The organism is Bradyrhizobium paxllaeri (genome assembly GCF_001693515.2).
Taxonomy (GTDB): Bacteria; Pseudomonadota; Alphaproteobacteria; order Rhizobiales; family Xanthobacteraceae; genus Bradyrhizobium; species Bradyrhizobium paxllaeri.
The window spans coordinates 299,227-320,903 of sequence record NZ_CP042968.1; the positions used below are offsets into that span (position 1 = coordinate 299,227).

The 21,677-nt window shown below is 62.8% G+C and carries 18 protein-coding genes and 2 pseudogenes; 12 read left to right on the forward strand and 8 right to left on the reverse strand.

Translation table 11 applies throughout. The features are described 5' to 3' along the window. Window positions 1–75: 75 nt before the first annotated feature. The 4 genes and pseudogenes from LMTR21_RS01405 (at window position 76) to LMTR21_RS39860 (ending at window position 3,110) form a co-directional block, all read left to right on the forward strand. Window positions 76–926 (forward strand): annotated as a pseudogene (locus tag LMTR21_RS01405) (M48 family metallopeptidase). 248 nt (window positions 927–1,174) lie between these two features. Beyond that, a pseudogene (locus tag LMTR21_RS01410) lies at window positions 1,175–2,205 on the forward strand (amino acid ABC transporter substrate-binding protein). Window positions 2,206–2,223: 18 nt separating this feature from the next. Further along, entirely contained in the window at window positions 2,224–2,979 is a 756-nt protein-coding gene (locus LMTR21_RS01415) for a L,D-transpeptidase family protein (RefSeq protein ID WP_084030376.1), read from the forward strand. Continuing rightward, complete coding sequence (locus LMTR21_RS39860; protein WP_187399293.1) at window positions 2,955–3,110, forward strand: L,D-transpeptidase; 156 nt, start codon at window positions 2,955–2,957, stop codon at window positions 3,108–3,110. Before LMTR21_RS01415 ends, LMTR21_RS39860 begins: the two co-directional genes overlap by 25 nt. A 39-nt stretch (window positions 3,111–3,149) precedes the next feature. Here LMTR21_RS39860 and LMTR21_RS01425 read toward each other — a convergent pair whose 3' ends face one another. Beyond that, entirely contained in the window at window positions 3,150–5,360 is a 2,211-nt protein-coding gene (locus tag LMTR21_RS01425) for a transglycosylase domain-containing protein (protein ID WP_065750465.1), read from the reverse strand. Window positions 5,361–5,505: 145 nt separating this feature from the next. Here LMTR21_RS01425 and LMTR21_RS01430 point away from each other — a divergent pair, with 145 nt between their 5' ends. Then, complete coding sequence (locus LMTR21_RS01430; protein ID WP_057862782.1) at window positions 5,506–5,931, forward strand: DUF1330 domain-containing protein; 426 nt, start codon at window positions 5,506–5,508, stop codon at window positions 5,929–5,931. Window positions 5,932–6,113: 182 nt separating this feature from the next. Here LMTR21_RS01430 and LMTR21_RS01435 read toward each other — a convergent pair whose 3' ends face one another. From LMTR21_RS01435 to LMTR21_RS01445, 3 genes are all read right to left on the reverse strand, one after another. Next, window positions 6,114–7,340 carry an ABC transporter substrate-binding protein gene (locus LMTR21_RS01435; protein ID WP_065750466.1) on the reverse strand — a complete coding sequence of 409 codons (1,227 nt, stop codon included), beginning with the start codon at window positions 7,338–7,340 and terminating at the stop codon, window positions 6,114–6,116. A gap of 289 nt (window positions 7,341–7,629) precedes the next feature. Continuing rightward, window positions 7,630–8,856 carry an ABC transporter substrate-binding protein gene (locus LMTR21_RS01440; RefSeq protein WP_065750467.1) on the reverse strand — a complete coding sequence of 409 codons (1,227 nt, stop codon included), beginning with the start codon at window positions 8,854–8,856 and terminating at the stop codon, window positions 7,630–7,632. Window positions 8,857–8,986: 130 nt separating this feature from the next. Continuing rightward, the gene (locus LMTR21_RS01445; RefSeq protein WP_141688060.1) at window positions 8,987–9,349 is read right to left on the reverse strand and encodes a DUF1304 domain-containing protein; all 363 of its coding nucleotides are present in this window, start codon (window positions 9,347–9,349) and stop codon (window positions 8,987–8,989) included. 107 nt (window positions 9,350–9,456) lie between these two features. On the opposite strand from LMTR21_RS01445, the gene LMTR21_RS01450 reads away from it, so the two are divergent. Then, window positions 9,457–9,972 carry a methylated-DNA--[protein]-cysteine S-methyltransferase gene (locus LMTR21_RS01450; RefSeq protein WP_065750558.1) on the forward strand — a complete coding sequence of 172 codons (516 nt, stop codon included), beginning with the start codon at window positions 9,457–9,459 and terminating at the stop codon, window positions 9,970–9,972. 727 nt (window positions 9,973–10,699) lie between these two features. Here the strand turns inward: LMTR21_RS01450 and LMTR21_RS01455 are convergent. The 3 genes from LMTR21_RS01455 to LMTR21_RS01465 all read right to left on the reverse strand — a co-directional run bounded on the left by LMTR21_RS01455 (window position 10,700) and on the right by LMTR21_RS01465 (window position 13,611). Next, window positions 10,700–11,086: a response regulator transcription factor gene (locus tag LMTR21_RS01455; RefSeq protein WP_246175002.1), complete on the reverse strand. Its 387-nt coding sequence runs from the start codon at window positions 11,084–11,086 to the stop codon at window positions 10,700–10,702. Window positions 11,087–11,179: 93 nt separating this feature from the next. Next, entirely contained in the window at window positions 11,180–11,848 is a 669-nt protein-coding gene (locus LMTR21_RS01460) for a response regulator transcription factor (protein ID WP_065750469.1), read from the reverse strand. Next, window positions 11,845–13,611 carry a PAS domain-containing sensor histidine kinase gene (locus LMTR21_RS01465; RefSeq protein ID WP_347339160.1) on the reverse strand — a complete coding sequence of 589 codons (1,767 nt, stop codon included), beginning with the start codon at window positions 13,609–13,611 and terminating at the stop codon, window positions 11,845–11,847. Before LMTR21_RS01465 ends, LMTR21_RS01460 begins: the two co-directional genes overlap by 4 nt. A gap of 417 nt (window positions 13,612–14,028) precedes the next feature. On the opposite strand from LMTR21_RS01465, the gene LMTR21_RS01470 reads away from it, so the two are divergent. Then, window positions 14,029–14,316, forward strand: a complete 288-nt coding sequence (locus tag LMTR21_RS01470; protein ID WP_065750470.1) for a hypothetical protein — start codon at window positions 14,029–14,031, stop codon at window positions 14,314–14,316. Window positions 14,317–14,352: 36 nt separating this feature from the next. Here the strand turns inward: LMTR21_RS01470 and LMTR21_RS01475 are convergent, their stop codons facing one another. Continuing rightward, window positions 14,353–17,148: a [protein-PII] uridylyltransferase gene (locus tag LMTR21_RS01475; protein ID WP_065750471.1), complete on the reverse strand. Its 2,796-nt coding sequence runs from the start codon at window positions 17,146–17,148 to the stop codon at window positions 14,353–14,355. Between the two features lie 196 nt (window positions 17,149–17,344). Between LMTR21_RS01475 and LMTR21_RS01480 the strand changes: the two genes are divergently transcribed. The 5 genes from LMTR21_RS01480 to LMTR21_RS01500 all read left to right on the forward strand — a co-directional run bounded on the left by LMTR21_RS01480 (window position 17,345) and on the right by LMTR21_RS01500 (window position 21,628). After that, the gene (locus tag LMTR21_RS01480) at window positions 17,345–18,319 is read left to right on the forward strand and encodes an aliphatic sulfonate ABC transporter substrate-binding protein (protein WP_065750472.1); all 975 of its coding nucleotides are present in this window, start codon (window positions 17,345–17,347) and stop codon (window positions 18,317–18,319) included. A gap of 183 nt (window positions 18,320–18,502) precedes the next feature. Continuing rightward, entirely contained in the window at window positions 18,503–19,348 is an 846-nt protein-coding gene (locus LMTR21_RS01485) for an ABC transporter permease (RefSeq protein ID WP_065750473.1), read from the forward strand. Then, window positions 19,348–20,133: an ABC transporter ATP-binding protein gene (locus tag LMTR21_RS01490; RefSeq protein ID WP_065750474.1), complete on the forward strand. Its 786-nt coding sequence runs from the start codon at window positions 19,348–19,350 to the stop codon at window positions 20,131–20,133. The genes LMTR21_RS01485 and LMTR21_RS01490 overlap by 1 nt, the downstream gene beginning before the upstream one ends. 56 nt (window positions 20,134–20,189) lie before the next feature. Then, window positions 20,190–20,699: an OsmC family protein gene (locus LMTR21_RS01495; protein ID WP_065750560.1), complete on the forward strand. Its 510-nt coding sequence runs from the start codon at window positions 20,190–20,192 to the stop codon at window positions 20,697–20,699. Between the two features lie 134 nt (window positions 20,700–20,833). After that, a complete protein-coding gene (locus LMTR21_RS01500; RefSeq protein ID WP_065750475.1) occupies window positions 20,834–21,628 on the forward strand; it encodes a hypothetical protein in 795 nt (264 codons plus the stop codon). The last annotated feature ends 49 nt before the right edge of the window (window positions 21,629–21,677 follow it).

The following is a 21,677-nucleotide window of genomic DNA, read 5'->3' on the forward strand; positions in this document are numbered from 1 at the left end:
GTTCCATCCAAAAAATCAGGTTCCAGGCCCATCCTGTAGAGGCCTTTTAGCGCCGAGCCCCTGTATATTGGGCAAATGATTTGTTTTTGCGCCGAGCGATTTAGATGAGATTCCCTTGGCGGCGGATATGGCAGAATCCGGGCGAACTCCTGCTCCCCGGACTCCAAGACATGGCTACTCGCGCCCTCCTTTATCGGCGGCCCGCCGAACCCGCGACCCTTTTGGTCAAACACGGCTCGCAAGTCTTTGCGATTCGGCTGCGCCGGCACCGCCGCGCGCGGCGTTACACCTTGCGCATTCATCCGACGGATCGCGAAGCGATCCTCACCATGCCGCCGCGCGGCACACTCCCTGAAGCGCGAGACTTCGCGCAGATTCACGGCGGCTGGATCGCTGCCCGTCTCGGCCGATTGCCGAAGGCGGCGCCGTTTCAATCCGGCACGATCGTACCGTTGCGTGGCGTTCCGCATCGCCTGGTGCATCGAGCCGGCGAACGCGGCACGGTGTGGACCGAAACCCGCGACAGCGGCGAGAAGATTCTGTGCGTCGCCGGCGGCTCCGAGCATATGGACCGGCGCGTCCACGACTTTCTCAAGCGCGAGGCGCGCAAGGACCTGAACAAGGCATCGCTCGCCTATGCGGCGGAACTCGGCGTCAGGGTCAGGCGGGTGTCGATCCGCGATCAGTCGAGTCGCTGGGGTTCGTGCACCTCGGCCGGTTCATTGTCCTATTCCTGGCGATTGATCCTCGCGCCGCCCTATGTGCTGGACTACCTGGCCGCCCATGAGGTCGCCCATCTCGTCGAGATGAACCACTCGCCGCGGTTCTGGCGGGTAGTCGGCCGCATCTGCGACCATGTCGACCGCGCCAAGCGCTGGCTTGATACCTACGGCAACGATCTGCATCGGTATGGGGTCGAGGATTAGCCACTATGTCGTCCCTGCGAAAGCAGGGACCCATAACCACCGTCGTTAGTTGTTGCGAAGACAACTGGCTCCATCGCTCAATCGATAAGCTGCGGCGTATGGGTCCCTGCCTTCGCAGGGACGACAGGGGACTTCCAAACAGCCCATCCACCGGCCAACCAGACATTGGGAACCCTTCCGGTTGTGTTAGCCTGCGGACGTCCCTTCGGCTGAAGGACGCCGAAGCCGCCACCGCTCGCGAGATCCAAATGCCTGATTTCAAGAAACGGCCTGTGATCCTGCCGCTCCTCGCATTTCTGGCCTTCGTTCTCGCGGCCGGCCCTCCCGCCGGCGCGCAAACGTTGAAGGCGGTCAAGGAGCGCGGCGCGCTCAATTGCGGCGTCAGCCAGGGACTGCTGGGTTTTTCCAGTGCGGACGACAAGAACGCGTGGACCGGCTTCGACGTCGATATTTGCCGAGCCGTGGCGGCGGCGATTTTCGGCGATCCCGCTAAGGTGACGTTCGTGCCGCTCGATGCGGTCACCCGCTTCGCGGCGCTGCAGTCGAACCAGATCGACGTATTGTCGCGCAACTCGACGTGGACAATGTCACGGGAAAGTTCGCTCGGCCTGATGTTCGCCGGCGTTGCCTATTACGACGGCCAGGGCTTTCTGCTGCGCCGGGATGCCGGGATCGATACCGCCCTGCAGCTTGGCGGCAAGACGGTTTGCACCCAGACCGGCACCACCAGCGAACTGAATTTGACGGACTATTTCCGGGCCAACGACATGGCACTGAAGGTTCTGTCCCTCGGCACTGCGGAGGAAAGCCTAAAGGCCTATGACGATCGCAAATGCGACGTGCTGACTAGCGACGTTTCGCAACTCTACGCCGAGCGTCTCAAGCTGTCAGCACCTGACAGCCATATCATCCTGCCGGAAGTCATTTCGAAGGAGCCGCTCGGGCCGGTGGTGCGGCAAGGCGACGATCAGTGGTTCAATCTGGTCAAGTGGACGCTCTATTGATCAACGCCGAGGAACTGGGCGTCAAGTCGGCGACGATCGACGATGCGGTGAAATCTCCTAATCCCAATATAAGGCGGCTGGTCGGCACCGAAGGCGAATATGGCGAACAGTTGGGCCTAGCGAAGGACTGGGCCGCACGCGCCGTCCGCGCGGTCGGCAATTACGGAGAGATCTATGAACGGAACGTTGGAACACAGTCCAGGCTCAGCATCCCGCGCGGACTGAATGCGCTCTGGACCCAGGGCGGAATTCAATACGCGCCTCCCGTGAGGTAGATATTCAGGGGTCAGATCATGACCGTGGATTATTACTCGCTGCTGATGAAAGCGATTGCAGGCAAGGACGCGGTCGCACGTGATCAGATCTACAAGGACGCCTTTAGCCTCATCACGAGATCTCACCTCACGCGCGAGGCCGCCTCATCTCATGCCGCAGCGCTCGAAGACGCCGTCCGGCGGATCGAAGATGACATTGCCGCCGAGGAGGCGAACTCCGCAGCGGCCATCAACGAAGTGTTGTTGACAGACCGGAACTGGAAACCGCTCGTTATCGGCGCCTTCGCGGTAGCTGCAGTCATCGCCCTGTCGGCGTTGGTCTACGGCTTTGTAGCAACGAAAGGCCCCGCCATCGTCGCAGCCAGCGTGAAGACGTCATCGCCGAACGCGCAGCGCGGGCGCGAAGACGTCGTGATGGCGGACTTGAAGCCCGGCGTCGATGGCGGCTCTTCGGGCGAAGTCCTGCCGTTTGCGCTGCAGCGGCAAGTGGTATTCTACCGCACCACCGTCGTTCCGGGCTCGATCGTGGTCGATCGGGAAAACCGCTTTCTCTATCTGATCGATGCCAACAATTCCGCACGCCGTTATGGGATCGGAGTTGCCCAGGAGTGCCTGAAGGGGGGCAGCCTATCTCGCGTCATGAACAAGCTTGAATGGCCTGACTGGCGGCCTTCGGGCGCGAACACGAAGGACGCCGACGCGCTGCTCGCGGCGGCCGTCCCGGCAGTCCGCTGGGAGCACGCGCGCTGTTGCTGGACAAGCCTGGGCTGCTGATTCACGGCACCAACTCACCCAAGACCATCGGCCATCTGGTCGCGTCCGGATGCATACGGCTCGTGAACGACGATGTCGAGGATTTGTACCGGCGCGTTTCGGTGGAAACGCGGGTCGTCTTCGCCAGCTAGCCGTTCGCCGTTCATCGGGAAGCGCGGCGCAACGGTGCGCTACCGCCCAAACAACCGATCCACCAGCCAGCCATCGAGTCCTGCAGCAGCCTCGGGCCGCGCATTCGGGTTGGGCGGCGGCGCCGACGTTCGTGCCGGCGCCGGCCGGTACGAACCGCCCTGCGGCGCCGATGGCGGCGGCGCGGTGCTGACCTGCGATGCGGTCTGGAACAGGTTCGACATGAAGCCGCCGCGTTGCGCGTTCGGCAGAGCTGCCACCGGCACGCCCTGATGGGCCGTGCGCATGAAGCGGGTCCACACTTCCACCGGCAGGCCGCCGCCGGTCGCCTTCTTGGTCGGCGAGTTGTCGTCATTGCCGAGCCAGACGCCGGTGACGAGGTTCGCCGTGTAGCCGATGAACCAGGCGTCGCGGAAATCCTGGCTGGTGCCGGTCTTGCCGGCGGCCATCCAGCCCGGAATCTCGGCCTTGCGCGCGGTGCCTGACAGCAGTGTTTCCTGCATCATCGTATTCATCATCGCGGCATGACGCGGCTCGATTACCTGGCCGAGCTGGTCAGGCTGTCGGGCATACAGCAGCTTGCCTTCATTGGTCCGGATCTTGGTCACCACATACGGGGAGATGCCGAGCCCGCCATTGGCGAACGGCGCATAGGCCGCGACCAGTTCGATGACCGAGACTTCCGAGGTGCCAAGCGCGATCGAGGGGTTGGCGTCGAGCTTCGATGAGATGCCGAGCCGGTGCGCGGTCCGCACCACGTTCTTCGGCCCGACTTCGAGACCGAGCCGCACCGCGACCGTGTTGAGCGACATCGCAAGCGCCTGCGTCAGCGTCACCGCGCCGAAATATTCATGGGTGTAGTTCTCGGGCCGCCAGCCCTTGAGGTCGAGCGGTGCGTCCTGGCGGATCGTTTCCGGCGTCAGCCCGCCTTCGATCGCGGTTAGATAAATGAACGGCTTGAACGCCGAGCCGGGTTGGCGCTTGGCCGTGACCGCGCGGTTATACTGGCTCTCGGCATAGTTCCGCCCGCCGACCATGGCGCGCACCGCGCCATCGGGGGTCATCGCCACCAGCGCGCCCTGCGTGACGTTGAATTTCACGCTCTTGGCCGCGAGTTCATCGATGATGGAGGCTTCCGCCACACTCTGCAGCTTCGGATCGATCGTGGTTTCGACCACGATGCTCTGGTCGATCTGGCCGACGAGATCGTCGAGTACCTCGCCGATCCAGTCGGCAACGTAATTGACCGTGCCGGCGCCGGCCGGCTTCACCTTGTAGGAGGGATGGCCGATCGAGGCCTTGGCCTGGGCATCGGTGATGAATTTGGCGTCCGCCATTGCCGCGAGCACGATGCCGGCGCGCGCTTCCGCGCCTTCGGGGTTGCGGTTCGGCGCCAGCCGCGACGGCGATTTGACGAGGCCAGCCAGCATCGCGGCTTCCGCGACCGTGACATTCTTCGCCGACTTGCCGAAATAGCGCTGCGAGGCAGCCTCGACGCCGTAGGCGCCGGAGCCGAAATAGACGCGGTTGAGATAGAGTTCGAGAATTTCGTTCTTGGAGTGCTTGCGCTCCAGCCATAGCGCCAGCTCCACTTCCTGCAGCTTGCGCGCCATCGTTCGTTCCTGGGTCAGGAACAGGTTCTTGGCGAGTTGCTGCGTCAGCGTCGAGCCGCCCTGCGAGACGCCGCGGTGCATGACGTTGGCCACGACCGCGCGTGCGATGCCGACGGGATCGATGCCGTAATGCGAAAAGAAGCGGCGGTCCTCGATGGCGATGAACGCCTTCGGCAGATAGGGCGGCAGATCCTTCAGCGCGACATTGGAGCCGGGGGCTTCACCCCGCGAGGCCAGCACGCTGCCGTCGAGGCCGACGATCTGAATCGTGGGCGGGCGCTTCGGGATTTCCAGCGACTGGATCGCCGGCAGATGCGCGCCGACCCAGACCACGACGCCGATGATGGCGATCGCCGCCCACAGGCCCAGCACCGCGCCCCAATAGACCAGCCGGCCGAACCTGAAGCGGCGTTTCGAGCGTCGCTTGGCGCCGCTTTTGGCCGCGCGGGCTTTGCGCTCGCGCGGCGGCTCGTCGTCGTCCTCGTCGTGTTTGCGCTTCGGCACTGGCTTTTTCGGCTTGTCGTCGTCGGTGGCGTCCGGAATGCGGTCGGCGGGCGTCAGACGCAGGTCCGCGAGCGCTGCCGGAAGCCCGAACAGCGGCTCCTTGCGTCCGCCGCTCTTTTTCCGTCCCCACGCCATCGCAAACGCCGTTCACACCCGTCCTGCTTCACGCTAGCGGTGGCTGTTTAAGGGTCGGTTACGGAAAGGTTAATGCGGGATTAGGAGGTGCGGCGGAGCCATATTAGGATCGGTGCAACCGACCGTGTTCTCAGGGGAAATCCGCATGGGCCACATCGATCCGACGAAAGAAGTATTCGCGCAGTTTCGGGCCAACGACCGGCCGGGTCCGATCCACATGCTCAACCTGGTCCGCCTGCGCGAGCAGGCTGCCTATCCCGACGGACGCAAGGCGACCGGCGCGGAGGCCTATGCCGCCTATGGCCGGGAAAGTGGCCCGGTGTTCGAGCGGCTCGGTGGGCGGATCGTGTGGCAGGGCCGGTTCGAGCTGATGCTGATCGGACCGCAGGACGAGCGCTGGGACCATTGCTTCATCGCCGAATACCCCAGTGTTGCCGCGTTTGCCGAAATGATCCGCGATCCCGTTTACCGCGAGGCGGTCAAGCACCGCCAGGCCGCGGTGGAAGATTCCCGCCTGATCCGCCACGCCGTGCTCCCGGTAGGCAAGACGTTTGGCGAGATTCCGAAGTAGGGCCGGACCCGTAGGGTGGGCAAAGCAAAGCGTGCCCACCATCCACGCCATGACTCGTTGATGGATGGTGGGCACGCTGCGCTTTGCCCACCCTACAGCACTACAGCACCGGCAAAAAAATCGGCGGCCCCGAAGGGCCGCCGATCGCTTCTTCCGCCGATCGTTTCGATTGGGTCGCTAGCCTAGCCCGCGGGACCCTTGTCCTCGAGGATCGGGCCGAACATTTCCCAACGCTCGCCGTTAAACCGCATCATCTGCAACTGCTTGTTGACGCGATAATCGTCCGGCGCCGTGTTGGCGGTGATGCCCGGCAGCAGGAGATCGAGCTGAACGTTCTTCAGGCTGGTGGCCTGCTTCAGCACGTTCTCGCGGGTCAGATTGTCGCCACATGCCTTGAGCACATGGATCAGCAATTGCGTGGTCATGTAGCCATAGGAGTTGAAGCTCGAATCCTTGTCGCCGTCTGGATAGTACTTCGCCATGAATTCGAAATACTTCTTCATGCCCGGATCGTCCTTCCAGGTCGGATCGAGCGGGTCCTTGCCATAGTTGACGCTGATCACGCCCTTGGAGGCTTCGAGCCCCGCCGGTTTCATGACGGCGCCGACCGAAGTGGCGTTGATATCGAGGATGTGCACCGGCTTCCAGTTGAGCTCATAAATCTTCTTGATCGCCTGCGCCGCCTGTTTCGGCGTGGTCGCCGAGAAGAACAGGTCCGCGCCGGCGTCCTTGATCTTGAGGATCTGCGAATCGATGGTCGGGTCGGAGACTTCGTAGGAGGCTTCCGCCACGATCATCTTCGCCGCCTTGTCGCCGAGGCCGGCCTTGATGCCGTTCAAATAATCCTTGCCGAGATCGTCGTTCTGATAGAGCACGCCGATCTTGGCGTTCGGATATTCCTTGATGATGTACTGGCCGTAGATGCGGCCCTCGACGAAGTAGTTCGGGTTGAAGCCCATCGTCCATGGAAAATTCTTCGGATCGGTGAACTTCGAGGCGCCGGTCGCGGCGAACAGCTGCGGCACCTTCTTGCTGTTGAGATATTTCTGCACGGCTGCATTCGAGGGCGTGCCCAGCAGTTGGAAGGTGAGCAGCACCTCATCGCTTTCGACCAGCTTGCGCACCTGCTCGACGGCCTTCGGCGGCGAGTAGGCGTCGTCATACTGGATCAGATTGATCTTGCGGCCGTTCACGCCGCCCTGGTCGTTGATCATCTTGATATAGGCGGCCTGGGTCTTGCCGATGGTGGCATAGGCGGAGGCCGGTCCCGAAAATGGATTGGTCTGGCCGATCTTGATCTCGGTGTCGCTCGCGCCGGTGTCGTATTTTTTTTGCGCGGACGCCGTAGAGACCGACAGCGCAAGAGCGAGCGCCGTGCCGGTGGCCAGTTGGAAAAAACCCTTCCTCATATTGCTGTATTCCTCGTGTGTTTATGATTGAGCTAATGATTTTGCCCGGGGCTTTGAGCCCGGCGGATGCCATCGCTGCCACGATAGTGGCGGAAGCGATATTGCATTGCAAGATACGTCGGTAGTCGACAAAAGGCGCAGGTTCCGCCTGCACAAAAAGAATCCAGTTCGCCGGTTGCCTCGAATTAATGCAGGAACGAGGCTCATCGTTCGGGCCAGGAATCTCGCGTCCCGAGGCGGTGCTCCGTGTAACGGTGCACCGCGTAGCCGGGACACGAAGAGCCAGAGCCTAACCGGCCGGGCCGGCATCCTCGATGATGGGACCGAACAGTTCCCAGCGCTCGCCGTTGAACTTCATCATCTGCATCTGCTTGTTGATGCGATAATCGGTCGGCGAGGTGTTGGTGACCATGCCGGGCAGCGACAGGCTGCCGGTGACGTTCTTCAGATTGGCCGCCTGCTTCATGATGTTTTCGCGGGTGAGATCGTCGCCGCATTGCTTGAGGATCTTCACCAGCAATTCCGCGGTCGAATAGCCGTAGGTGTTGACGGTGTTGAGCTTGTCGCCCTCCGGATAATATTTGTCCATGAAGGCAAAATAGGCCTTCATGCCCTCGTCGTCCTTCCACTGCGGATCGCCGGGGTCCTTGCCGTAATTGGTCGAGATGATGTCCTTGGAGATGTCGAGGCCGGCAGGCTTCAGCGTTGCCGACACCGGGCTCGCATTAATGTCGAGGATGTGGACCGGCTTCCAGCCGAGATCGGCAACCTTCTTGATCGCCTGCGCCGCGAATTTCGGCGTCGATGCGTCGTAGAGCAGGTCGGCGCCGGCGGCCTTCAATCTGACGATCTGTGAGTCGATGGTCGGATCGGTCAATTCATAGGAGGCTTCGGCGACGATCATCGACGCCGCCTTGCCGCCGAGCGCCTCTTTCAGGCCGGTGATGTAGTCGCGGCCGAGATCGTCGTTCTGATAGAGGATACCGATCTTGGCATTGGGATGGTTCTTCAGAATGTACTGGCCGTAGATGCGCCCCTCGGACTGATAATTGGGATTGAAGCCCATTGTCCACGGGAAGTTCTTCGGGTCTGTGAATTTCGATGCGCCCGTCGCCGCCAATAGCTGCGGCACTTTCTTGGCGTTGAGATATTTCTGCACGGCGGCGTTCGACGGCGTGCCGATGATCTGGAAGGTCAGCAGCACCTCGTCGCCTTCGACGAGTTTGCGCACCTGCTCCACCGCCTTCGGCGGCGAATAGGCGTCGTCATACTGGATCAGGTTGACCTTGCGGCCGTTGATGCCGCCCTGCTCGTTGATCATCCGCATATAGGCCGCCTGCGTCTTGCCGATGCCGGCATAGGCGGATGCAGGGCCCGAGAACGGAACGGTCTGGCCGATCTTGATCTCGATGTCGGTGGCGCCGGTATCGTATTTCTTCTGCGCACTTGCAGATGTCGCCGACAACGCGACCGCAACCGCCGCGCCTGCAAGCAGATGAAGAATGCCACTTCTCATATCGCTGCCTCCGTTGTGTTCACCGATGATCGTGTCCGGTCATCGATCTGGATGGCCAGCCGTCATCGTTGCCAGGGAGTTTGGCGGAACGGATTTGGCAACGCAAGGCAGTGACGGAAAGGTGAGACTCTCACGCCAGCCAGAGCAGGACCAGGGCGAGTACCGCGGGCGCTGCCTGCACATAGAGAATCCGGCGGCTGACGGTCGCCGCGCCATAGGCGCCGGCCGCGATCACGCAGAGCAGGAAGAACACCTCGATCTGGAACGCGAAGGCCGGATTAGGATGAATGAGGCCCCAAACGAGGCCAGCCGCGAGGAAGCCATTATACAGGCCCTGATTGGCGGCCAGCACCTTCGAATCCCCAGCCTTCTCGATGGTGTTGCGGAAGATCTTCAGGCCCAACGGCTTGTCCCAGAGAAACATCTCCAGCACGAGAAAGAACCCGTGCAGCGCGGCGACCACCGCGACCAGAGCGTTGGCGATGAAGATCATGTGCGGTTCCCCAACCGGCAGCGGAATTCGGGTGGACGCTAGCACGCCACGGGTGAAAAATGCGCCATGACCCGCGGATATTTTTCGCTGCGCGGATATTTCAGGGAATGACGATGCCCGAACACTTCAATCTCGACCGCCTGCCGACGCCGATCGGGACCGCGCTGTTGGTCACCGACGCGGACGGCCTGCTCCGCGCGCTGGATTGGGAAGACTATGAGCTGCGCATGATGCAATTGCTGCGACTGCATTATGGCGTGGTGCATTTGAACGATGCGCGGGCGCCACGCGATCTACGCACGGCCTTGACCGGCTATTTCAAGGGCGACCTCGACCGCCTCGCCGCGATCGAATGGCGCGTCGCCGGCACGCCGTTCCAGCAGAAAGTCTGGCACGCGCTGCCGAAGATCGCGGCCGGGACGACGATGAGCTACGGCGCGCTCGCCGCAAAGCTCCTGATGCCGCGCGCCGTTCGCGCCCTCGGCCACGCCAACGGTTCAAATCCGATCAGCGTGGTGCTGCCCTGCCACCGCCTGATCGGCGCCAACGGCTCGCTGGTGAAGTATGGCGGCGGGCTGGAGCGCAAGCGCTGGCTGCTCAAGCACGAGGGCGTGGCGATTTAGCGCTCCGGAACAGGAGAGGCGGATCGGCCGGGCGCGTTGAAACTGCGTCGGGGGCATCCGCTATTCGGGTCAATCGCGGTCAGGGCGAGCGTTTCGCATGTCCCGCAAGATATAGAGGAATACGACCAGCAAGGGTCCCCATGCGAGCAGCGCGCCGATCAGCATCGCATTTACCGTGGCCAACATAGTCCCTCCGCGCTTATCGGCTGGAGCAGTAATCTCTGCGGCCCGCAGGTGCCGGCACCTGGTAGAGCCATTTCCAATAGGTTCGGTTGCGCTCCAGTTGGCGCTTGTAGAGGTCGCGACAACTCGTCGAGCAGAACTGCTGGAAGTACCAGCTACGCCGGACCAGTCCGAAGGGACGCTTGCATTCCGGATTTCCGCAACAATTACTCATGACGCGACCTCCGCATTTGCACGCCGTATCCAACGAATGAAGTTCTCGTGACCTTTGTCGAGACAGAAGCGTCCGCAGTAGCGTTCGCGTCCTGGATTTCGCAGAGCAATGATCTTGGGGTCTTCGCAGTCACATTCGGAGCAACGCGGTTCTGTACGCATGGCGACCTCCTTCTGAGGAATTGCCGCTTGCCGAACTAAAATGTGTGATGCTTTGCGTCCTCCGCTTCTCGGAAGGACATGCGAAGTTTTGCGCCGTCGCTGGATTATCTTCAATTCGTCTAGATGTTTGGCGCGGTCATCCTTACGTATGAATGGCTCGCATGCGGGCCTATCCGGTTGCGGACCGGCCGTTTGACGCCAGCGCGGCTTCGAGGCACTTGATCAGCGTTTCCCCATCGAACGGCTTGCTCAGGAAACAGGTTGCTCCCGCCTTCATGGCGCGGTCGCGGTCGCTTTCGACTGAGAAGGCCGTGACGAAGATGAACGGAAACCTGTACCCGGTGGCGAGCAAATGAGCCTGCAGGTCGAGCCCGCTCATGGCGGGCATTCTGATATCCGTTATCACGCATGACGTATCGTTCAGGCGCGGCGATCGCAGGAATTCCTCGGCCGACGCAAATGTATTCACGACGTAGCCGAGCGACCGCACGAGATTGTGGGTCGCGGCGCGAACCGATCCGTCATCGTCGATGATTGATATGATCGGGCTGGACAAGGCATTCCTTTGTGGAGACGACCAGAGGGTGTGTTCTGCTGTGCCGCCGCGTAGGGGAAGAGTGCGCTGCAAATCAGGGCGGGAAAATCATACTTAGGTTTGCGGCTGACCGGATGCGGGTCCGATCCCGAGCAGCTCGGCCATCCTCACCAGGTCCGGCAGCGACTTCGCCCCCATTTTCCGCATGATGTGCCCGCGATGGATCTTCACCGTGATCTCGGCCAGGCCGATTTCGGCTGCAATCTGCTTGTTCATGAGCCCCGTCGTCACGAGCGCCATCACCTGCCGCTCCCGGGGAGTGAGGGTCGCGAAAAGCTCGTGCAGATTTGAGAGAACCTTCGCTTCATCGCGGCTGTTGCGGTCGCGTTCGATTGCCGCGGTTACGGCATCCAGCATGTCCTGATCGCGGAACGGCTTGGTCAGAAAATCGACGGCCCCGGCCTTCATGGCGCGGACCGTCATCGGAATATCGCCATGACCCGTCATGAAGATGATCGGGATCTGAATGTCGGCCTTGGCGAGTTCGGCCTGAAAGTCGAGACCGCTCAGGCGGGGCAACCTGATGTCGAGGATCAGGCAACTGGGGACATTCGGAAGCTTGCATTGCAGAAACTCGTGAGCCGAACCGAACGCCTCGACGCGCAACCCCACTGACCGGAAGAGACTGCTCAGTGCCTCACGTACCGACGCATCGTCGTCGATGACGAAGACGATCGGGTCTTCGGCGCCTGCGAGGGAAGGCGATGCCTGGCGCCCGGTCACGGTGCATCCTCCTGATCCAGCGGCAGGGTGAAGCTGAATGTCGCGCCAGGGCCGGTATTTCCAGACGCGGACAGCCGTCCGCCATGAGCGTCGACGATGGAGCGGCAGATCGACAGGCCCATCCCCATGCCACCGGATTTGGTGGTGAAGAAGGCGTCGAACAGCCGATCCGCATTCTCGGTGGCGAGCCCGACGCCGCAATCCTTCACTGTCACCATGATCTGCCGGGCTTCGTCCTGGCACGTCCGAATCATCAGTTCCCGCGGCCGGTCCATGACCGGTTGCATGGCCTCGATGCCGTTGATGACCAGGTTCAGGATCACTTGTTGCAACTGGACCCGATCGGCGACGACGAGGGGGAGATCGGAGGAGAGTTCCAGCCGTAGCCATATCCGGTGGTTGAGCAGTTCATGCTGCACCAGGCTGATGACCTCATTGATGACATCGTTGATGTTGAGGGGCGCTTTCTGATCGGGAGCCTTGTTCACGAGCGCGCGGACACGCTGGATCACTTCGCCGGCCCGATTGCCGTCCTTGATGATTGACTCCAGGGTCCCGCGCGCTTCCTTCAGATCGGGAGGATCGCGATCGAGCCAGCGCCGGCATGCCGCCGCATTGGTGACGACGGCGGCGAGCGGCTGGTTCACCTCATGGGCGATCGACGCGGCAAGTTCGCCAAGCGCGGTCACGCGCGTGACATGCGCGAGGGTCGCCTGCGCTTCATGCAATTTCATCTCGGCTCGCTTGCGGGCCGTGATATCGGTCACCGCGCCGACAAATTCCATCTCGCCCGACGCATCCGTTACGGCATGCGCGGTGGCATGGACATGTTTGACCGAGCCGTCGGGCATCAGCAATCGATATCCGTGCGCAAAGTCCTTTCCGTCGCGGGACGCGCGGTCGATGGTCTGTTCCACGCGCGCGCGATCGTCTGGATGAACGCGCTGGAAGATCGTGGCGTGCTTAATGGAGGGGTCCTTGTCGTAGCCGAACATTCTGAATGTTTCTTCCGACCAGATGATTTCGCCGCTGGCGACGCGCCAGCCGAAGCTGCCTGTGCGGCTTAATCGCTGAGCTTCGGCCAGGTACATTTCACTCTGCCGCAAGGCATTTTCAGCCTCCTTGCGTTCGGTGATGTCCTCGCATGCGATCAGCACGATCAGTTGATTGTCGAGCCGCCGCACGGCCTTGGCGTTTTCACGAACCCAGAGCGACGAACCGTCCTTGCGAACCTTGCAGATTTCCCAACTATGGGTTTGGCCGATGTTCTCTAGGCATACGGCAACATTGCTCTGGGCGGCACGTTGCTCTTCGGCAGGAAAGACCTTCAGCACGGATTTTCCAAGCAATTCGCTGACGGAGTAGCCAAGCTGTGCGGCGCCGAACGTGTTGACGGACAGCACGGTCCCCGTCGCATCGACCATGAAGTACATCACCGGGTTATGCTCGAACACCTCCTTCCATTGCGCCTCGCTGTTGCGCAGCGTTTCGATCGCGTGCGCTTCGGCGCTCATTCGGCCCCGAAGCATCGCTTCCATCTGCCGGCGCGTGCGGCCCACCCGGCCCATCAGGATCAACGAGGCGGCAAGCGAAGCGATCAGCAGCGCGAGGGCGGCGAAATGAGGGACGGCCATCGGGACCGGACCGACCAGCAGCCAGATACCGGCTACCGCTCCCAACGCCAGCGCCATGCTGCCGAGCAGCCATTGCTCGGCCGAGCGCCAGGACTTTATCGTCGGCTCACGCATCATCAGCACTGACACTCGGCCATTCCCGAGCGGCGCTGCGTCGCTTGCTGTTCACAATCATCAGCGGCGACAACGTCGCCCTCCTAACAGGCTGGATGTTACCAGCTTTTCGGATGTCCGAACGGTAAAATCGGCCCGTTCTCCAAGCTCCGTCGAGCTCCGGGCGCGATCTTCCGTCGCACGAGGCCCAGGCTGTGATCCTAAACCTTCGTATGGCCCGCTCAACCGAATGGAAAGTTTGGGGTCAACCTCCGTTCAATGGCCCGCTGCTTCTCGATGATTACGCTGACTGGCGAACCGGATGGCGGCAGAACGCCGGTATTGCCATGCGGAAAAGTGTCGCGGAAAACCCATCGATCTGACGTCTTGCCGGTCGCAACCGTCGCCGTTGTCAAACCCGCTCGTTCAGGGATTGCCGCTCTGGGGACTGATATGCCGAAAGCACGCCTGCAGTTGATCCTTTGCTCCGATGACATCAGACCCGAAGCAAGGCACCGAAGGTCCGACCGCAGCTTCCGACCTTCCGTGATTAACGGCGGCAAGCGGGCAATTGCCGTGCCGGCAGGGAACCCGTGGCAAGCTTGGCTCGAATTGTTCGACCTGGGTGTTCTGGTTTCCCAGACAAATTATCTCGCCTTCGTGGCGGCGAGCTTGGCGACACTGGAGTCGCAGGGCTGGGTAGAGCGACGCGAAACCCGTTGCCACGTTCACCGGCATTGATGGGTATTGCTTCGCTCGCAATGGCGGAGACAGCGACTACGCCGCCGGCTTGGCGACGTTGTCCTCGCTGGAGAGCAGATGGATCAGCGCGCTCTTGATCGCGGCCTGGCGGGTCGGGGCGGTGATCTGGGCGCCGAGCAGATCGGTGACGTAGAACACGTCGCGGGCGCGTTCGCCGAAGGTCGCGACATGGGCGGAGGCGATGTTGAGGTTGAGCTTCGAGATCGCTGTCGTGAGCTGATACAGCAGGCCGGGGCGATCGAGGCCGGAGACCTCGATCACGGTGTAGCGGTCCGACCACTGGTTGTTGATGGTGACCTCGGGCTCGACCACGAAGGCGCGCACCTTGCCGCGATTGGCGGCCTTGCGCGCCACCACCTCGGGCAGCCGCAATTTGCCTTCGAGCACGTGCTCGATCATCTCGCCGATCCGGGTGGCCCGCCGTCCCTCGTCCTCGTCGCGGTCGTATTCCCTTGATATCGCGATGGTGTCGAGCGCGCGGCCGTCGGTCGTGGTGTAGATCTGCGCGTCGACGATGTTGGCGCCGGCGGATGCGCAGGCTCCCGCAATGATCGACAGCAGCCACGGATGGTCGGTCGCAAGGATCGTCAGTTCGGTGACGCCGCGCGCCTCGTCGAAGCCGACATTGATCGCGAGCTGATGCCCGGCCTGTTCGCTGGCGCGGATGAAGCGCGCCTGGCGGATCTTTCGCGGCAAATCGACCTTGAGCCAGTAGGCCGGGTAATGCCGGGCGATATAGGCGTTGAGTTCCGCTTCCGGCCACTCGGTGAACGCGGCGCGGAATTCGGACTGCGCCACGGCGATGCGTTGCGCGCGGTTCACTTCCGAGAAGCCGCCGGTCAGCACCGGCTCGGTTTCGTAATACAGCGTGCGCAGGAGCTGCGCCTTCCAGCCGTTCCAGACGCCGGGGCCGACGCCCCTGATGTCGGCGGTGGTCAGGATGGTCAGCAGCTTCATCTGTTCGACCGATTGCACGACGGCGGCGAAATTCTCGATCGTCTTGCGGTCGGAGAGGTCGCGCGACTGCGCCACCGTCGACATCGTCAGGTGCTCTTCGATCAGCCAGGCCACGAGCTCGGTGTCGGCGGCGGAAAAGCCGAGCCGCGGGCACAATCGCCGCGCCACCCTGGCGCCCGCGATCGAATGATCTTCCGGGCGACCCTTGGCGACGTCGTGCAGCAGCGTCGCAATATAGATCACCGCGCGATGCTCGGGCTGGATCTTGCGGAACAGGTCGCTCGCGACCGTGAATTCGTCGTTGCCGCCGCGTTCGATCTCCTGCAGGAAGCCGATGCAGCGGATCAGATGCTCGTCCACCGTATAATGGTGGTACATGTTGAACTGCATCATCGACACGATCTTGCCGAAGGCGCGGATGAAGTGACCGAGCACGCCGGTCTCGTTCATCCGCCGCAGCACCGTCTCGGCGTCGTTCGAGGTCAGGATCTCCATGAAGAGACGGTTGGCTTCCGGGTTCTCCCGAAGCTGGGTGTTCACCAGTTTCAGCGAGCGCGTCACCATGCGCATCGCGTCGGGGTGGAAGGCGAGGTTGTTCTTCTGCGCCAGATGGAAGATCCGGATCAAATTGACCGGATCATGCTTGAAGACGTCGGGCGCGGCGAGGTTGATGCGGTTGTTGTCGATGATGAAGTCGTCGCTGTCGGGCACCCGCCGCCGCTTGGCGCCCGGCCGCAGCCGCGCCACCATGCGGCTCAGCACCGGCGCGGGCTTGGCCTGCTCGTCTTCCAGCTTGGCGCACAGGATCGCGGTCAGATCGCCGACGTCTTTCGCCACCAGGAAGTAGTGCTTCATGAAGCGTTCGACATCCTGCATGCCGGGATGCGAGGTGTAGCCGAGGCGGACCGCGATCTCGCGCTGCATGTCGAACGACAGCCGCTCCTCGGCGCGCCCCGAGACGAAATGCAGATTGCAGCGCACTGACCACAGGAAATCGGCGCAGCGGCGGAAGGTGCGGTATTCCTGCGCGTCGAACACGCCGCGCTCGACCAGTTCGTCGGTCTCGCGCACGCGATAGACATATTTGGCGATCCAGAACAGCGTGTGCAGGTCACGCAGTCCGCCCTTGCCGTCCTTGACGTTGGGTTCGACCAGGTAGCGCGACTGCCCGGCGCGGCGGTGCCGCTCCTCGCGCTCGGCGAGTTTGGCGGTGACGAATTCCGAAGCCGTGCCCTGCACCACGTCCTTGTCGAACCGGGCCACCAGTTCGTCATAGAGCGGCTGGTCGCCGGTCAAAAAGCGCGTCTCCAGGATCGCAGTGCGGATCGTCATGTCACCGCGCGCCTGGCGGATGCATTCGTCGACCGAACGCGTGGCGTGGCCGACCTTCAATCCCATGTCCCACAGGCAATAGAGAATGGCTTCAGCGACCTGCTCGCCCCAGGCGGTCTGCTTGTAGGGCAGGATGAACAACAGATCGATGTCGGATTCCGGCGCCATCAGCCCGCGGCCATAACCACCGGTGGCGACGACAGCCATGCGCTCGGCGCCGGAGGGCACGTGCGAGCGATAGAGATGCCGCGTCGCTGCCGAATAGAGGATGCGGATGATTTCGTCCTGCATGAAGCACAGCCGCTCGGCGCAACGGCGGCCGTGGCGGTCCTTCAGCAGCACCGCCTGCGCGGTGGCGCGCGCTGCGATCATCTCGGCTTTCAGGAGTTGCGCCAGCGCCGAGCGAAACACGTCCTCGCGGCCGGCATGTTTCTCGGCGAGGGCATCGACCGCGGCGGTAACCCGCGCGGTATCGAAACGGTCATCCGCCTCGGGGCGGTCCTCAGTCACGACGCTGTCCATGATCTCCCCGATATCGGACGGCGCAGGGGCTGTCACTGATGATTGTAAGCCAAAGGCAATTCTATGCTGGATTCCGTACCGCTTGGGCAAAGCTGTGCTTGCTCCGCCGCATTATGGGCATGTATTTTCTCGTTGCGTCGCAACCTAACTTATTGAAAATAAATGATGTTTTTCAGCGTCTCAGGGGAGGGCGACCATGCTCAGGATTTCACGGCGCGCAGTGGCTGCGGTTATCGCGCTTTCAACCTTGCTGCCCGGCGCGGCCTTTGCCGCCGACCCGCTCAAGGAGATTCGCATCGACTGGGCGACCTACAATCCGGTGTCGATGATCCTCAAGCAGAAGGGATTGCTGGAGAAGGAGTTCGCCAAGGACGGTATCAGCATCGTCTGGGTGCAGTCGGCCGGTTCCAACAAGGCGCTCGAATTCCTCAACGCCGGCTCGATCGATTTCGGCTCGACCGCGGGCTCGGCGGCGCTGGTCGCCAGAATCAACGGCAACCCGATCAAGTCGATCTATGTCTATTCGCGCCCCGAATGGACCGCGCTGGTGACGGGGAAGGATTCCAAGATCGCCTCGGTTGCCGACCTCAAGGGCAAGCGTGTCGCGGTGACCCGCGGCACCGATCCGCACATCTTCCTGGTGCGCGCGCTGCTCGGCGCCGGTCTGACGGAAAAGGACATCACCCCGGTGCTGCTGCAGCACGCCGACGGCAAGACCGCGCTGATCCGCGGCGACGTCGATGCCTGGGCCGGCCTCGATCCGATGATGGCGCAGGCCGAAGTCGAGGAGGGCGCCAAACTGTTCTTCCGCAAGGCGGACGCCAACACCTGGGGCATCCTCAATGTGCGCGAGCAGTTCCTGAAGGATCATCCCGACGCCGTTCGCCGCGTGCTCGCGATCTACGAGGAGGCGCGCAAATATTCGCTGGCCAATTACGACGACCTGAAGAAGACCTTCATCGGCGTGACGAAGCTGCCGGAAGCGGTCGTCGACAAGCAGCTCAAGGAACGCACCGAACTGACCCACAGCCGCATCGGCGCAGCCCAACGCGAATCCATCCTCGCCGCGGGCCTCGCTTTGCAGCAGGCCGGCGTCGTCGATGCCAAGGTCGATGTGAAAGCGACGCTGGATGCGCTGATCGACGACCAGGTCCCACTGCCGACGAATTGACGCGTCCTTCCCTTCTCCCCTTGTGGGAGAAGGTGGCGCGAAGCGCCGGATGAGGGGTCTCTCTCCGCGGAGACAGACCCCTCACCCGTCTCGAATGAGCTGACGCTCATTCGATCCACTCTCTCCCACAAGGAGAGAGGGAAGAGCGTCCACCTTGCAATCCCGCGCGAGAAGCGTCTTGCTATGTCGATGACCGTCGAAATCCCGGCGCTGGAACGGACCGATGCGATGCCGCCGTCGCCTGCGCGCCTGCGCCGTTGTGCACGGCCGGCGCTTGGGCTGTTGCTGCCGGTCGGGCTGGCGCTGTTCTGGGAGCTCTGGGTCTGGCTCGGCTATTCCAACGGCCGGCTGGTGCCGCCGCCGACGAAGATCTTTGCCACCGTCATGGAGCTGGCGAGGAGTGGTGAACTGACGCGCCACGTCATGGCGACGGTGACGCGCGTCGGCGCCGGCTTCGGTCTCGGCGTCGTCGCCGGAACCATTCTGGGCGCGATCTCCGGCTATTGGGGTCTTGCGCGGCAGTTGCTCGATCCCACGGTGCAGGCGCTGCGCGCGATTCCCTCGATCGCCTGGGTGCCGCTGTTTATCCTGTGGCTCGGCATTTTCGAGACCTCGAAGATCGCGCTGATCGCGGTCGGCGTGTTCTTCCCGGTCTATCTCGGCGTGATGGGCGCGATCCTCGCCGTCGACCGCAAGATCGTCGAGGTCGGTCGTATTTTCCGCCTCTCGGGTCCGGCGATGATCCGCCGCATCCTGCTGCCGGCGGTGTTGCCGGCCTATGTCGTCGCGCTGCGCGTCGGCCTCGGCCTTGGCTGGATGTTCGTCGTCGCCGCCGAATTCATGGGCGCCTCCGAAGGGCTCGGCTATCTCCTGATCGACGGCCAGCAGCTCGGCAAGCCGGCGCAGATCGTGGCGGCGATCGTGATTTTTGCGATCCTCGGCAAGACCACCGACTGGCTGATCGAAGTCGCCACCGCGCCCTTGCTGCGCTGGCAGGATGCGTTCGGCCGCCAGAGCGGAGCGGCCTGATGCTCGCGCTGGACAAAGTCGGCAAGACCTATCCCAACGGCGTCCACGCGCTGGAGCGCTTCTCCGCCAGGATCAAACCCGGCGAGATCGTCGCCATCATCGGCGGCTCCGGCTGCGGAAAATCGACGCTGCTGCGCGCCATCGCCGGCCTCGATCGCGCCAGCACGGGTACGGTGACACTCGACGACGCTGTTATCACGGCGCCGCACGCCAAGATCGGGATCATTTTTCAGGAGCCGCGGCTGCTTCCCTGGCTCAGCGTCGCCGACAATATCGGCTTCGGCTTGTCGGATCTGCCGGCCGATATCAGGCGCGAGAAGGTGGATCGCGCGCTGGAGCGCGTCGGCCTCGCCGACAAAGCGAAGGCCTGGCCGCGCGAACTCTCCGGCGGGCAGGCGCAGCGGGTGGCGATTGCGCGTGCGCTGGTGCCGCAGCCGGAAGTGCTGCTGCTCGACGAGCCGTTCTCCGCGCTCGACGCCTTCACGCGCCGCGACCTGCAGGACCACCTGCTCGACCTCTGGAAGGATACGCGCCCGACCCTGATCCTGGTGACGCATGACGTCGACGAGGCCGTGGTGCTGGCGGATCGCGTGCTGGTGATGCGGCCGCGGCCGGGGCGGCTGTTCGAGGTGATCAATGTCAATCTGGCGCGGCCACGCGACCGCGCTTCGCCCTTGTTCGAGAATTTCAAGCGCCACGTGCTGACCGCGCTCGATCGCTCGCTCGACCGCAACATACCCGACACCGACCCAAAATCGATGGCCGGCGAAGCGATGTGGTGGTGACAGCGGCGCCATTTCGCACTAAATCCGGCAAGCCAAAGAAAATCCGGGAGAACAAGATGGACGCCGCCGAACTCCGCGCGATGCAGGCCCCTATCAAGGAACGCTACAAGTCCGATCCCTCCGCCGCCGTCATTACCCTGAAAGCCAAAGGCTCGATCGACAATGAAGGCATCGCCTGCAAGGTCGAGACCGGCCGCGCGCTGGCGGTCGCCGGGCTGCATCCCGCCACCGGCGGCTCGGGGCTGGAGCTCTGCTCCGGCGACATGCTGCTGGAAGCCCTCGTCGCCTGCGCCGGCGTCACGCTGAAGTCGGTCGCCACTGCCGTCGAAGTGCCGCTGAAGACTGGCATCGTCATCGCCGAGGGCGACCTCGATTTCCGCGGCACGCTCGGCGTCGACAAGGAAGCCCCGGTCGGATTCGAGGAGATCCGCCTGCGCTTCGAAGTCGGCACCGACGCGCCGCAGGACAAGCTCGATCTGCTGCTCAAGCTGACGGAGCGCTATTGCGTGGTCTATCAGACCATCAGGAACGGCCCGAAGATATCGGTGTCGATGAAGCGGGTCTAACTCGGTGTCGTCCCTGCGAACGCAGGGACCCATAACCACCGGCGTCAATTGTTTGCTGAAGCTATCAACTAGTGCGGCCCGAAACCGATAGGCCGCGGCGTATGGGTCCCTGCGTTCGCAGGGACGACGAATAAATGTCCCCCGAACTCACCTTCCTGCTCACGCTCGGCCTGCGCATGGCGATCACCGCGGCGTTCGTGGTGACGGCTTCGATCGTCACCGAACGCTCGGGCCCGGTGATCGGCGCCCTGATCGCGACGCTGCCGATCTCGGCGGGACCATCCTATGTCTTCCTCGCGCTCGACCACGACGCCGCCTTCATCGCTGAAGGCGCACTGGCGAGCCTGCCGATCAACGCCGCCACGATTTTCCTCGGCCTCATCTACGTCGTGCTGGCACAGCGCCATGGCGCGCTGCTCAGTTGCCTCGCGGCGGTTGCGGTGTGGCTCGTGCTCGCCACGGTCATCCGCTCGGTGCAATGGTCGCTCGCCGGTGGCGTGATCGCAAACGTCATCGCCTACGCCATTTGCGTGCCGCTGCTCGCCCGGTACCGCCACGCCAAAATGCCGCCGATCCGGCGGCGCTGGTACGACATCCCGCTGCGGGCCTCGCTGGTCGCAACGCTGGTGGCGACGGTGGTCACGACATCGAGTTGGGTCGGCCCCAAGGTCAGCGGCATCATCGCGCTATTCCCGATCGTGTTCACGTCGATGATGTTGATTCTGCATCCCCGCATCGGCGGCCCGCCGACCGCGGCTGTGCTCGCCAACAGTGCTTGGGGCTTGATCGGTCTCGGGATTGCGATTGCGGTGCTGCACGTCGCGGCGTTGCAGTTCGGATCAGTGATCGGGTTGGGCCTGGCGCTGGCGACGTGCGTGGGGTGGAATCTAAGCCTGTGGTGGCTCGGGCGGAGGAAGGCGGCTGGTTGAGCGTCATTCCGGGGCGTTGCGTAGCATCGAACCCGGAATCTCGAGATTC

Coding starts and splice junctions, on each gene's coding strand:
- LMTR21_RS01445 (WP_141688060.1), bottom strand. CDS start 9,349: ATGATCTTCATCGCCAACGCTCTGGTCGCGGTGGTCGCCGCGCTGCAC.
- LMTR21_RS01440 (WP_065750467.1), bottom strand. CDS start 8,856: ATGAGAAGTGGCATTCTTCATCTGCTTGCAGGCGCGGCGGTTGCGGTC.
- LMTR21_RS01500 (WP_065750475.1), top strand. CDS start 20,834: ATGTCCCCCGAACTCACCTTCCTGCTCACGCTCGGCCTGCGCATGGCG.
- LMTR21_RS01470 (WP_065750470.1), top strand. CDS start 14,029: ATGCCGAAAGCACGCCTGCAGTTGATCCTTTGCTCCGATGACATCAGA.
- LMTR21_RS01450 (WP_065750558.1), top strand. CDS start 9,457: ATGACGATGCCCGAACACTTCAATCTCGACCGCCTGCCGACGCCGATC.
- LMTR21_RS01430 (WP_057862782.1), top strand. CDS start 5,506: ATGGGCCACATCGATCCGACGAAAGAAGTATTCGCGCAGTTTCGGGCC.
- LMTR21_RS01495 (WP_065750560.1), top strand. CDS start 20,190: ATGGACGCCGCCGAACTCCGCGCGATGCAGGCCCCTATCAAGGAACGC.
- LMTR21_RS01415 (WP_084030376.1), top strand. CDS start 2,224: ATGACCGTGGATTATTACTCGCTGCTGATGAAAGCGATTGCAGGCAAG.
- LMTR21_RS01425 (WP_065750465.1), bottom strand. CDS start 5,360: ATGGCGTGGGGACGGAAAAAGAGCGGCGGACGCAAGGAGCCGCTGTTC.
- LMTR21_RS01485 (WP_065750473.1), top strand. CDS start 18,503: ATGTCGATGACCGTCGAAATCCCGGCGCTGGAACGGACCGATGCGATG.
- LMTR21_RS01490 (WP_065750474.1), top strand. CDS start 19,348: ATGCTCGCGCTGGACAAAGTCGGCAAGACCTATCCCAACGGCGTCCAC.
- LMTR21_RS01480 (WP_065750472.1), top strand. CDS start 17,345: ATGCTCAGGATTTCACGGCGCGCAGTGGCTGCGGTTATCGCGCTTTCA.
- LMTR21_RS01475 (WP_065750471.1), bottom strand. CDS start 17,148: ATGGACAGCGTCGTGACTGAGGACCGCCCCGAGGCGGATGACCGTTTC.
- LMTR21_RS01435 (WP_065750466.1), bottom strand. CDS start 7,340: ATGAGGAAGGGTTTTTTCCAACTGGCCACCGGCACGGCGCTCGCTCTT.